Annotated in this window: 9 protein-coding genes; 7 read left to right on the top strand and 2 right to left on the bottom strand. The window is 64.3% G+C overall.

Translation table 11 applies throughout. From position 1 onward, the window contains the following. The first annotated feature begins 282 nt into the window (after positions 1–282). The 5 genes from ACLQ62_RS06220 (at position 283) to ACLQ62_RS06200 (ending at position 6882) form a co-directional block, all read left to right on the top strand. Positions 283–1917 carry an ABC transporter substrate-binding protein gene (locus ACLQ62_RS06220; RefSeq protein ID WP_411720790.1) on the top strand — a complete coding sequence of 545 codons (1635 nt, stop codon included), beginning with the start codon at positions 283–285 and terminating at the stop codon, positions 1915–1917. Positions 1918–2025: 108 nt separating this feature from the next. After that, the gene (locus ACLQ62_RS06215) at positions 2026–3117 is read left to right on the top strand and encodes an ABC transporter permease (RefSeq protein ID WP_411720805.1); all 1092 of its coding nucleotides are present in this window, start codon (positions 2026–2028) and stop codon (positions 3115–3117) included. Positions 3118–3119: 2 nt separating this feature from the next. Next, positions 3120–4172, top strand: a complete 1053-nt coding sequence (locus tag ACLQ62_RS06210; RefSeq protein WP_411720789.1) for an ABC transporter permease — start codon at positions 3120–3122, stop codon at positions 4170–4172. Next, positions 4169–5857 carry an ABC transporter ATP-binding protein gene (locus tag ACLQ62_RS06205; RefSeq protein ID WP_411720788.1) on the top strand — a complete coding sequence of 563 codons (1689 nt, stop codon included), beginning with the start codon at positions 4169–4171 and terminating at the stop codon, positions 5855–5857. Before ACLQ62_RS06210 ends, ACLQ62_RS06205 begins: the two co-directional genes overlap by 4 nt. 59 nt (positions 5858–5916) lie before the next feature. Further along, positions 5917–6882 (top strand): DUF418 domain-containing protein, encoded by a 966-nt coding sequence (locus ACLQ62_RS06200; protein ID WP_411720787.1) that lies wholly within the window; start codon positions 5917–5919, stop codon positions 6880–6882. Positions 6883–6891: 9 nt separating this feature from the next. On the opposite strand, the gene ACLQ62_RS06195 is transcribed toward ACLQ62_RS06200, so the two are convergent. Together ACLQ62_RS06195 and ACLQ62_RS06190 are read right to left on the bottom strand one after the other, a co-directional pair. Further along, complete coding sequence (locus ACLQ62_RS06195) at positions 6892–8727, bottom strand: glycoside hydrolase family 15 protein (protein ID WP_411720786.1); 1836 nt, start codon at positions 8725–8727, stop codon at positions 6892–6894. A gap of 24 nt (positions 8728–8751) precedes the next feature. Continuing rightward, positions 8752–9471, bottom strand: coding sequence for a TIGR00645 family protein (locus ACLQ62_RS06190; protein ID WP_411720785.1), 720 nt, complete (start codon positions 9469–9471; stop codon positions 8752–8754). 275 nt (positions 9472–9746) lie between these two features. Here ACLQ62_RS06190 and ACLQ62_RS06185 point away from each other — a divergent pair, with 275 nt between their 5' ends. Then, positions 9747–10748 carry a TerC family protein gene (locus ACLQ62_RS06185; protein ID WP_411720784.1) on the top strand — a complete coding sequence of 334 codons (1002 nt, stop codon included), beginning with the start codon at positions 9747–9749 and terminating at the stop codon, positions 10746–10748. Positions 10749–10999: 251 nt separating this feature from the next. Beyond that, the gene (locus tag ACLQ62_RS06180) at positions 11000–12400 is read left to right on the top strand and encodes a recombinase family protein (protein ID WP_411720783.1); all 1401 of its coding nucleotides are present in this window, start codon (positions 11000–11002) and stop codon (positions 12398–12400) included. Positions 12401–12440: the final 40 nt, after the last annotated feature.

The following is a 12440-nucleotide window of genomic DNA, read 5'->3' as shown; positions in this document are numbered from 1 at the left end:
GAGGGTTTCGTGTGTTTAAGCGCCGAAGTCGAGATGGTTGCGGATCGCCGTCTCGCTCATGAGACTGACTTGTTAAGGGCTGCCGCCCTTGCGAGAGGCTTCGCCTCTCGCATAATCTGCGTCCGATTGTTGCGAATGCGTAAATCCCGCGCATTGTGGGCGAGAAAGCCTCACCTCCTGCATGCTCGTGTGCTAGTAAAGGAACACACCAAGCACTGCGGCGTCGCAGCACATTGTCTGCACGCCTCCTGTGTCCGCACATTCACAGAAGGGGAGACGGATATGGCATCCGCATCCACCAACGGCAGGCGAATCGCAACGGTCACCGCAGCTTTCGCTGTCACAGCTCTCGCAATATCGGGTTGCGCAGGCACCTCGGGGAGCAACAACAACTCATCGAACGGCGACGCGAAGTCGATGACTGTCGGAACAACGGACAAGGTCACGACCCTCGACCCGGCCGGTTCGTACGACAACGGGTCGTTCGCCGTGATGAACCAGGTTTTCCCGTTCCTGATGAACACCCCATACGGCAGCCCCGACGTCGAACCCGACATCGCCGAATCGGCGGAGTTCACGGCGCCGACCGAGTACACGGTCACGCTCAAGGAAGGGCTGACCTGGGCGAACGGCAACGAACTCACCTCCTCCGACGTCAAGTTCTCCTTCGACCGGCAGCTGGCGATCAAGGACGACAACGGTCCGTCGTCGCTGCTGTACAACCTTGAGAGCGTCGATACCCCGGACGAGCTCACCGTTGTCTTCAACCTCAAGCAGGAAAACGATCAGGTTTTCGCGCAGATCCTTTCCAGCCCCGCAGGACCGATCGTCGATGAGGACGTCTTCGCAGCCGACGCACTCACCCCAGACGACGAGATCGTCGACGGAGAGGCGTTCGCCGGCCAGTACACGATCGCCAGTTACGACTTCAACAACCTGATCTCGTTCAAGGCGAACCCGGACTACAAGGGGATGCTGGGCGAAGCAGAGACGGAAACTGTCAACCTGAAGTACTTCGCCGAGTCCTCGAACCTCAAGCTCGCCGTGCAGGAGGGCGACATCGACGTCGCGCACAGGAGCCTCAGCGCCACGGACATCGCAGACCTCGAGGGCAATGACGACGTCAAGGTCCACAAGGGCCCCGGTGGAGAGATCCGCTACATCGTCTTCAATTTCAACACCCAGCCGTTCGGCGCGACGACCGCCGAGGCGGACCCTGCAAAGGCACTCGCCGTGCGCCAGGCAGTCGCCGACCTCATCGACCGGGAAGAACTCGCCGACGAGGTGTACAAGGGCACATACACACCGCTGTACTCCTACATGCCCGAAGGCCTGACCGGCGCCACCACGGTGCTCAAGGACCTCTACGGCGACGGCAGCGGCGCTCCGTCCGAGGAGAAGGCAGCCGAACGGCTCGAGGCAGCAGGCGTCACCACGCCGGTGGAACTGAACCTCCAGTACTCGAACGACCACTACGGTCCGTCCTCCGGCGATGAGTACGCGCTGATCAAGTCACAGCTCGAAGCCTCAGGACTGTTCACGGTCAACCTGCAGACCACCGAGTGGGTGCAGTACTCGAAAGACCGCTCGAGCGACGTGTACCCGGCGTACCAGCTCGGCTGGTTCCCGGACTATTCGGACGGTGACAACTACCTGACGCCGTTCTTCCTGATCGAGAATTTCCTGGCCAACCACTACGCAGACCAGGAGGTCAATGACCTGATCCTCCAGCAGGCATCGACCGTCGATCCGGATGAGCGTGCCGGTGTCTTCGAGGAGATCCAGGCGAAGGTCGCCGAAGACCTGTCAACGGTGCCCTACCTCCAGGGCGCCCAGGTCGCAGTGGCAGGGACCGACGTGCAGGGGGTCACCCTTGACGCATCGTTCAAGTTCCGTTTCGCTCCGCTGAGCAAGTAAACAACCCAGCCGAACGATTCTCGGCTCCCCGTGCAGGGCGACCGGACCATCACCGGTCGCCCTGCACACCCTTTGTGATTGGCAGGTCGTCCGCTGAGTTCCCTCACCATCCCGGCATCGAATGAGAATCCGACGCTCGCTCCACAACCAACACCCGCGCGACCCAGGAAGACATCAGGCAGCAGCCTCTGGCGTTACCTCGTCATCCGATTCCTGCTGATCATCCCGACGGTCTTCATCCTGGTCACTCTCGTGTTCGTGCTCATGCGCACGACCGGGGACCCGATCACCGCGGCCCTCGGCGACCGGCTCACCGCTGACCAGCTGGCCGAACGCATCGCCGCCGCCGGCTACGACCGGCCCATCCTCGTCCAATACTTCGAGTACATCGCGCAGGCGTTCCGCGGCGACTTCGGCATGACATTGAGCGACAACCGCCCGGTGGTCGAGGTGCTCTTCACCTACGGCGCCGCAACGCTCGAACTCGTCTTCTACGCGCTCATCATCGCCTTTCTCGTCGGCATCCCCCTCGGCATGGTCGCCGCGTACTACCGCGACAAGACTCCTGACGCCGTTCTCCGCATCCTCGCGATCCTGTTCTACGCGACCCCGGTGTTCTTCGCCGGGATGCTGCTCAAGCTGGTCTTCTCCGTCTGGCTCAAGGTCCTTCCGGTCTCCGGGCGAGGAACGACGAACACCGAACTCGAGATGCAGCTCCTCGAAGGCAAAACCGGGATCTACCTGTGGGATGCGCTCCGCATCGGTGATGGAGAGATCCTCGGTGACGTCCTGTCACACGCTGTCCTGCCCGGACTCACCCTCGGACTCCTCACCGCCGGTATCTTCCTCCGGCTCGTCCGGACCAATGTCATCGGCACGCTCGCGACGGATTACGTCGACGCCGCGAGATCCCGCGGCGTCAGCGAATACCGCCTGGTGACGAAGCACGCTTACCGGCCTGCACTCATTCCGATCATCACCGTCATCGGTTTGCAGATCGCCCTTCTCCTCGGCGGGGCGGTCCTGACCGAGACGACGTTCGAATGGAAGGGCCTCGGGTTCCAACTCACCGAATACCTGCAGGCACGAGACTTCGTCGCCGTCCAGGGCATTGTCGCCCTGCTGGCCGTCATCGTCGCCCTGACCAACTTCATCGTCGACGTGATAGCGGCGCTCATCGACCCGCGAGTGAGGTACTGACCATGTCGACAACCACGACCACGTCGGTTCCGGCGCGCAGGCCGAGCCTCTGGCGACGCCTGCCCGTCGTCCACCAGTTGTCGCAGAGTGTCGGCATCCAGCGGGGCATGCTGGTCGCCGGTCTCATTCTCACCGGGATCTTCCTGCTCACAGCGCTCTTCGCGCCGCTGATCGCCCCGTACGGATTCGCCCAGTTGCGGGACGACAACGGGACGTTCGGGGCGCAGAACCCGCCAAGCGCCGAGCATGTGCTCGGCACCACCGTCGGCGGATACGACGTGCTGTCCCGCGTCATCTGGGGTGCGCAGACCGGCCTGGGCGTCATCGTGCTTGCGCTGCTGCTCTCGATCTTCGCCGGGGTCGCCCTCGGCCTGGTCTCCGGCTATTTCGGCGGCTGGCTGGACCGGATCCTCGTTGTGATCTGCGACGCCATCTACGCATTCCCCACGCTGCTTCTCGCCATCGTCATGTCGATCGCAATCTCCGGCGGGCAGTCAAGTCTTTGGGGCGGCATCTTCGCCGCAGCGGTCTCGATCACCGTTGTCTTCATCCCCCAGTACTTCCGGGTGATCCGCGCTGAGACCGTTCGGATCAAGGCCGAAGCCTACGTTGAGAGCGCCAAGGTGGTCGGGACAGGCAACGTTCGCATCATGTCCAGGCACGTCCTGCGCAATGCCACCCGAACCCTCCCGCTCATCGTCACCCTCAACGCCTCGGAAGCCATCCTCACCCTGGCGGGCCTCGGCTTCCTCGGGTTCGGCATCGAGCCGACCTCGGCGAGTGAGTGGGGCATCGACCTCAACAAGGCGCTGGCCGACGTGTCCAGTGGCATCTGGTGGACGTCGATCCCGCCCGGTCTGGCCATCGTCCTGACCGTGCTCGGCGTGACCCTCGTCGGTGAGAGCCTCAACGACCTTGCCGACCCGCGACTGCGGGGTCGTCGCGCGGTCGGGGCGACCTCTGGAACCGTCGCCGGAACATCCGTGGTCCCGGGCGGAACCCTCACCGCCGGCCCTGGCGGACTCGCCGGCCTCGAGAACGAAGGGCTCTCATGAGCGACGTGCTGCAGATCCGCAACCTCGACGTGTCGTTCGCGACGGATGCCGGAGCCGTTCAGGCGGTCGAGGACGTCAGCCTGACCGTCGCTCCCGGGGAAGTTCTCGCCATCGTGGGGGAGTCAGGGAGCGGTAAGACCGTCACCGCCAAGTCGATCCTCGGTCTGCTGCCCGAGACCGCGACCCGCGCAGGAGCGATTCTGCTGAGGAGCCGGGACGGCCAGAGCGAGAACGACATCGTCTCGGTCTCGCGTGAAGGGTTGCGCCGCATCCGGGGCGCAGACGTGTCGATGGTTTTCCAGGAGCCGTCGACGGCGCTCAACCCCGTGTACACCGTGGGTTGGCAGATCATCGAAGGGCTCCGGGCCCACGACTCCACTCTGAGCCGCAAAGCGGGTCGGGCACGCGCCGTCGAGATGCTCACCAAGGTCGGCATCCCCGACCCTGAGATCCGCGTCGACTACTACCCTCACCAGTTCTCAGGCGGTCAGAAGCAGCGTGTGATCATCGCCATGGCACTGGTCCTCGACCCGGGCTTGATCGTCGCAGACGAACCCACGACGGCGCTCGACGTCACGGTGCAGGCTGAAATCCTGGACCTGTTGCGGCGCTGCCGTGACGAGTTCGGCGCATCCATCGTGCTGATCACGCACAACATGGGTGTCGTCGCCGACCTCGCCGATCGCGTTGCGGTGATGTACGAGGGACGGGTCGTCGAAGAAGCGGATGCCCGAACCTTGTTCACGAACCCGCAGAACGACTACACGAAGAAGCTCCTCGCTGCCGTTCCGCGGATCGGGCAGAAACTCGAGGCCGCCGCAATCAAGACCACCGTCGACTCTGGAGCGCCCCCTGTCGTGCGGGCTGAGAACCTCCGGATCGAGTTCCCCGGGCGGCTGGGGCGACCGGGATTCGTCGCGGTCGATGGGGTGGACTTCACCATCGCACCCGGCGAGGTGGTGGGGCTGGTGGGGGAGTCCGGATCGGGGAAGACGACGATCGGCCGGGCCATCGCCGGACTCACCCCAGTGACCGGCGGGTCGCTTTCCGTCCTCGGCACCGAGATGAACGGCGTGAGGGAACGGCGATTCCGCCCGTTGCGCAGCTCGATCGGGTTCGTTTTCCAGGACCCCGCGTCGAGCTTCAACCCGCTCCTGACGATCGCCGAGTGCGTCGCGGAACCGCTTCGGGTGCACCGCAAGGGCATGGACCAGCGCGCCGTCTCCCAACGCGTGGGTGAACTCCTCGAAGCGGTACAGCTACCCAAGGCGTTCGGTGCGCGCTACCCGCACGAACTCAGCGGCGGCCAGCGCCAGCGAGCCAGCCTCGCTCGCGCTCTCGCACTGGATCCAACTCTTCTCATCGCCGACGAACCGACGTCTGCACTCGACGTCTCCGTGCAGGCCCGGGTCCTCGAACTGTTCGCTGAACTGCAGAAGGAGCTCGGCTTCGCGGCGTTGTTCATCAGCCATGACCTCGCCGTCGTCGACATCCTCTCCGACCGGATCGCGGTGCTCTACCGTGGCAAACTCATTGAAGAAGGAACAGGGGCTGAGGTCCTCGGCGCGCCGAAGGACCCATACACGCAGCGACTGCTGGCGTCACTTCCGGTACCAGACCCCGTCGCCCAGGCCGAGCGTCGGCGCGTCCTCGCCGACCTGCGGTCCTCCGACCCCATCGTCTGAACGAGCCGGTGAACACGGTGTCCGTTCACGGGACAATGGCGCCGCCACGCATCCCGGCCGTGGACATCGCCAGAGGGCTCGCCATCCTCGGCATGTTCGTGGCACACACGATTCCGCGGACGGACGACGGCGAACTCCTCGTTGACGGGCGCTCGTCGATCCTGTTCGCGACCCTGGCCGGGGTTTCCCTCGGCTTGCTCTCCGGCGGAACCGAGCCACCCGGGCCGGGCGAACGATCGGCCATCCGGCGGGTGGTGCTCGTCCGGGCCCTCTTCGTGTTCCTTCTCGGCGTGCTGCTGGCGACGCTCGGCAGCGAAATCGCGATCATCCTCGACTACTACGCCATCATGTTCCTGGCCCTGCTCCCTCTGCTGTTCGCCCGCCGTGCCGTCCTCACCGGGACAGCCGTACTCCTGCTCATAGCGGCGCCGATGCTCGCCCGCCTCGTCGATCCGGGGAACCGGGCGCCGGCATCCATTCTCGATGTGGGTTGGGAGTATCTGCTCACCGGGTACTACCCGGCGCTCGTGTGGCTGCCGCTTCTTCTCCTGGGGCTCGTTGCGGCCCGGTCCGGGCTTGACCGCCGGCGGACACAGGTGTGGATGGCCGGAGCAGGAAGCGCGGCGGCGATCGCCGGGTACGGCAGCGCGCTCGTGTTGCCTGGTGTCACCGCAGAGGCTCACTCGTCGACGACCGCAGAAATCCTCGGCTCCGGCGGGACGGCGTTCGCGGTTATCGGCCTGCTCCTTCTGGTGACGACTGCCGGGGGTCTCGGCGAGGGCGTCTCCGCCGTTCTGTGGCCACTCGGTGCTGCGGGCGCGCTGGCACTCACGGTATACACCGCACAGATCGTCGTTCTGGCGATGGTGGCCGGAGCGCGGGACTCGGGCGGCCCGGACTACCCCGGCTGGCCGCTGCTGATTGGACTGGCCGTAGCGTCCCTCCTTGGCGCGAGCGCCTGGCGGTACTTCCTCGGGCGAGGACCCCTCGAGCGACTGGTCACCGCACTCGCCGGTAGACGCTGACGGCGCCTGCTACGCGTACTCGCCGGCTTCGGCGGCGCGGATCGCCTTCGCGGCCAGGACCAGGGCCAGATGGGAGAACGCCTGCGGCGTGTTCCCAGCCTGCCTCCCGTGCGTCACGTCGTACTCCTCGCTCAGAAGCCCGACATCGTTGGAGAAGCCGACCAGCCGGTCCATCAGAGCCCGAGCTTCGTCGAGCCGTCCGGAGCGGGCGTACTGGCAGACCAGCCAGAACGAACAGGCGAGGAACGGATGCTCGTCGCCCGGCAGCCCATCGACGCCCGCCTGCGTGCGGTAGCGCAACAGCAGGCCGTCCCGCAGCAGGTCCGACTCGATGGCCGCGACGGTTCCGAGCATCCGCGGGGAAGTCGCCCGGCAGAAGCCGACGTCGACAAGTTGGAGCAGGGAGGCATCCACTTCGGTTGTGCCGTAGTACTGGACGTAGGTGTTACGTTCAGGGTCGAACCCTTCGGTGTCGATCTCCTCACGGATCAGAGCGCGAAGCTCGATCCAGCGGTCGACCGGCCCCTCGAGTCCGAACTCGGTGACCGCCTTGATCGCGCGGTCGAACGCCGCCCACATCATGACGCGGGAATGGGTGAAACGGCGCGGGACGCCCCGGATCTCCCAGATCCCCTGGTCAGGCGACTGCCAGTGGGTTTCCATGAAGCTGACCAGCGCGCGCTGGAGTGCCCAGGAGAATCCCGTCTCGACGACGCCGGCGACGCGGGCATCGTGCAGAGCGACCATCACCTCACCGATCACGTCGGACTGGAACTGCAACGCCGCGGCGTTGCCGATCCGGACCGGTGCTGAACCGCCGTAACCGGGAAACGCGGGGAGCTCCCTCTCGGGCAGGTCGCGTTCGCCGCCGATCCCGTACATGATCTGGACGTCTTTCGGGTCACCGGCGATGGCGCGGAGGAGCCACAGCCGCCACCGGTCAACGCCTTCGGTGATTCCGCACGAGACCAGCGCCGTGACGGCCAGGGACGCGTCGCGCAGCCAGACGTAGCGGTAGTCCCAGTTGCGGCTTCCGCCGAAGTTCTCCGGGAGCGAGGTCGTGGCCGCGGCGACGATGCCACCGGTCTCCTCGTGCGTGAGCGCTCGCATCACGAGCAACGAGCGGGCCACCTCGTCGGCATATGTGCCGTGCTGTTCCAGGATGGAGGCCCAGTTGTGCCACCATTCCTCGGTCAGGGCCAATTGCTCGTCGATGTGGAGCGGGGCAGGTGGTTCCCGATGCGAGGGGAACCAGGTCATGGTCACGTCCACGGTCTCACCGGCGGGGACGATGAATGTTCCGGCGTGTTCGTGGTCTCTTGCGAACAGCTCAGGCCCGCGAACGATGACGGCGTCCGGCCCGGCTACGGCCAGCAGCGACGTTCCGTACTCGTCGTGGAGTTTCCGCACCCACGGCATCGCTGCCGAATAGCCGAAACGGATGCGGAGCTGCTGATGCATCTCGACCCAACCCGATATTCCGCGGATGCGACGAACGACGTCTGCACGGTGGTCGCCGCGCGGCATGACGTCGGTGACTTCGACGACGCCGGTCCGCGTTGTCCACGTGGTGATCAGCGTGAAGCAGTCTCCGTCATAGCGCCGCGTGAACGTCGCCCGCTCGTCGGAAGGCGCGAGTTTCCACCGCCCGTGATCATCGGTTCCGAGCAGCGCACCGAACATCGACGGGGAGTCGTACCGGGGCATGCACAGCCAGTCGATGCTCCCGTCCCTCGCGACGAGCGCCGCGGTGTAACAGTCGCTGATCAGTGCGTAGTCTTCGATTCCCATGGCCACGGACTCAGTGTGCCACCTGCGCGAACGAGGAGGGCGGTTCCGCGTCAAGTTCCCCGGTAGCCGCCGCAGGAGTCAGGATCGGGTGGTCTCGCGCTCCGCCGCTGCCCGGGCGATCATGTCGTGCTCGATGCGGGCGTCGGCGAGACGGCGCTCGCGGTCCTCGTGGAGCGCAAGGCCGCCGTCGACCCCGCCGCCCTGTAAGGCAGGCTGGTCGACGTGCTTCGACATTCTGTCGATGGCGGCCAGCGCGAGAGCGGAAATGATGAAGACCATGTGGATGACGACCTGCCACAGCACGCCCAGCGAGGTGTAGTTCTCGTCCGTCACTTCCTGGCCGGAGCCGGCATCCGTCATGTTGCCGACCTCGATGAACGTCTTGAGGAGGTGGATCGAGGAAATGCCGATGATCGCCATCGCGAGTTTGACCTTGAGCACATTGGCGTTGACGTGTGAGAGCCACTCGGGCTGATCGGGGTGGCCGTTGAGGTTGATCTTCGACACGAAGGTCTCGTAGCCGCCGATGATGACCATGATCAGCAGGTTCGCGATCATGACGACGTCGATCAGACCCAGGACGGCGAGCATGACGCTCGCCTCGGTGACATCCGCCGCGTGATTGATGACCTCATCGCCGAGGTGCCAGAGTTCCTTTACGAAAACCCACACGTAGATGAGCTGCGCGACGATCAGCCCGAGGTAGAGGGGTGCCTGCAGCCAGCGGCTGAGGAAGATCATGTAGCCGATGCTTGACACGGCGAGACTGCGAGCGGGAGGAGTCGGAGAAGAGGACACGGGGGCTCCTGAGCAGAACTGTTAAGGGAGAGGGCGAAGGAAGACGCGGGTAAATACTAGGGCGGCGAAGCTGCGAGTTCGTCTCGGGCGCCGGCCACGCCCGTACATCGGCTAAAGTGAGTCCAGCGAAGGGGAGTATCCCTCAGCACGGCATCCGTCATCACGGGTCACATCGATGAGACCCCGGGCGTCGTGGCACGACCATGCCGGTCGATGCGGGAGAGACTTTCGAGGGTTCATCGCACCCACTCTCACCCCTACCGAAAGGCTCCCGGATGCAACCGGCTCTGCCCCTCTGGTTTGAAATCGGCTCCTACGTCGTGCTCGGCCTCATCCTTCTCGCCGACCTGCTCCTCGTCGTCAAGAGACCTCACATTCCGTCGATGAAGGAATCCACACTGTGGGTGGTCTTCTACGTCACGCTCGCGCTCGTCTTCGCCGGGCTGATGTTCATCATCGCCGGTGGTGAATACGCCGGGCAGTTCCTCGCGGGTTGGCTGACGGAATACAGCCTCTCGATCGACAACCTGTTCGTCTTCGTCATCATCATGGCGCGGTTCTCGGTACCGAAACGACTGCAGCAGGAAGTCCTGATGGTGGGCATCATCATCGCGCTGATCTTCCGCGGAGTCTTCATCGTCCTCGGCGCCCAGCTCATCCAAAACTTCAGCTGGGTGTTCTACATCTTCGGTGTCTTCCTGCTCTACACCGCGTGGAAGCAGGCCTTCGGCCACAACGAAGATGCCGAGGACGGCGAAACCGCGCTCATCACCTACATGAAGCGCCACATCAGCATCTCGCCGGAGTACCACGACTCGAAGCTCCGCACGGTGATCGACGGCAAGAAGGTCTGGACGCCGATGCTCATCGTGTTCATCGCGATCGGCACCACCGACGTGATGTTCGCGCTCGACTCGATCCCGGCGATCTTCGGTATCACGCAGAGCCCGTTCATCGTCTTCACGGCGAACATCTTCGCGCTCATGGGGCTCCGCCAGCTGTACTTCATGCTCGGCGGACTGCTGGAACGCCTCCACTACCTCAAGTACGGCATCGCGTTCATTCTCGCCTTCATCGGTGTGAAGCTTGTGCTCCACGCCATGCACGAGAACGAACTCCCGTTCATCAACAACGGGCAGCACATCGAATGGGCGCCGGAAATCAACACCTGGACATCACTCGCCGTCATCGTCGGTGCGATGATCGTGTCCACCGTCGCCAGCCTGGTCAAGTCGAACAAGGACGAGCGCAAGAAGGAATCCATCTCGATCGACTGACGGATGCTCCGCGGGCGGTCCGCGGTGCGACGAATCGAAGGCCCTCCTCCCCGCTGTGCGGGGAGGAGGGCCTTTCTCGTTTCGAGGGGGCTGGTTTTCAGTGGAAGTAGGGTTTGCGGAGGAGCCAGTCGGGGATGGTGAGTTTGGGTTTGCCGTTTTCCATGGTGACGGTGAAGATACCGGTGTCGATCATGTGGTGGTGGAACCAGCAGAACAGGGCGCCGTTGTCCGCGTGTCGCTAATATGACCGTATGAATCAGCCGCGTGCAGTCGCCGTTTACGCCCGAATTTCATCAGACCCGACGGGGCAAGCGCTCGGCGTAGCTCGCCAGTTGGAAGACTGCCAGAAGCTGGCCGCGGATCGAGGGTGGACTGTGGCGGAAGAGTACGTGGACAACGATGTGTCTGCGTATTCCGGGAAGGCCCGACCGGCCTATTTGAGGATGCTCCGAGACATCAGATCGGGCATTCGGGACGCGGTGATCGTCTACAACCTTGACCGCCTCACCCGCCGCCCGATGGAACTCGAGGAGTTCGCTGCGGAGTGCGAGGCTGCGGGCGTGCGCCAGGTGGCGACAGTGACGGCCGATGTGGATCTCGGCAACGACGATGGGCTTTTCATGGCACGCGTCTTCGCCGCATTCGCCGCGAAAGAATCAGGCCGGAAGTCAGCACGTCTCCGCCGGAAAGCTCGCCAGAACGCTGAGGCCGGGAAGCCCGGTGGGGGTCCGAACCGTCCCTTCGGGTACGAGGCAGACAAGATCACCGTTAACCCTGTGGAGGCTGAACTGATCCGCCAGATGGTCCGCCGGGTGCTCGCGGGGGAAACGACGCGTTCCCTCGCTGCGTGTATGGACGCGGAGGGCATCGCCACCGTCGGAACTGGCGAATGGCGCAGCAGCACGATTCGACAGATTCTCCTGTCTCCCCGCATAGCCGGCCTGCGCGCCCACCGGGGCGAGATCGTCGGGCCGGCGGTTTGGGAGCCGATCATCACGATGGAGCAACGCCAGCAACTTCTCAATGTCTTCGCTGCGAAGAAGGCATCCGGTCGGCGTGCGCCCCGAAGTTATCTGCTGACCGGGATGCTCCGATGCGGAAAATGCGGATCTCGACTCTATTCGGCAGCGAGGCAGAACGAGCGTCGCTACGTCTGTCTGTCTGGCCCAGACCATCGTGGATGCGGAGGCATCACCGTCACCGCGCCTCCGGTGGAGGAATGGATCACAGCAGCCGTCCTCTACCGTCTGGACACTCCACAGATGAGCGACACCCTGAGCGGGAGACAAGCAACTGACGCCCGACACACGGAACTGCTCGCCCAGCTGAGACGGGACCAGGTGAAGATGGACGAGCTAGCTCGGATGTGGGCGGAAGGGGAAATCTCCCGGCCTGAATGGAAAGCCGCCCGGGAACCCTTGGAAAACCGGGTCAAGACGGTAGAGCGCCAACTGTCGCAAATCACCGGAACGACGGCCCTCGAAGGAATCGTCGGCCACGGTATGGAGTTGCGCGACCGATGGGCCAACATGAACCTGGAACGACAAGCCGCAATCGTGTCAGCCGTTCTCGATCACGCCACGATCAACCCGGCGACGATCAAGGGTGGCAAGTTCGACCCGAACCGGATCGAGCCCGTCTGGAATCTGTAAGGTCCGGGGTTCCGGCGCTTGCCCCTCCGGGGCCAGCGCC

The sequence above is a fragment of the Mycetocola sp. genome (assembly GCF_046716805.1).
Lineage (GTDB): Bacteria > Actinomycetota > Actinomycetes > Actinomycetales > Microbacteriaceae > Mycetocola_A.
Note: the sequence above shows the minus strand (reverse complement) of the source record. Positions and strands in the feature narration are given on the sequence as shown.

Bases quoted from the DNA above. Each gene is read 5' to 3' on its own strand.
- ACLQ62_RS06220 (WP_411720790.1), top strand. From the start codon at position 283: ATGGCATCCGCATCCACCAACGGCAGGCGAATCGCAACGGTCACCGCA.
- ACLQ62_RS06180 (WP_411720783.1), top strand. From the start codon at position 11,000: ATGAATCAGCCGCGTGCAGTCGCCGTTTACGCCCGAATTTCATCAGAC.
- ACLQ62_RS06185 (WP_411720784.1), top strand. From the start codon at position 9,747: ATGCAACCGGCTCTGCCCCTCTGGTTTGAAATCGGCTCCTACGTCGTG.
- ACLQ62_RS06210 (WP_411720789.1), top strand. From the start codon at position 3,120: ATGTCGACAACCACGACCACGTCGGTTCCGGCGCGCAGGCCGAGCCTC.
- ACLQ62_RS06205 (WP_411720788.1), top strand. From the start codon at position 4,169: ATGAGCGACGTGCTGCAGATCCGCAACCTCGACGTGTCGTTCGCGACG.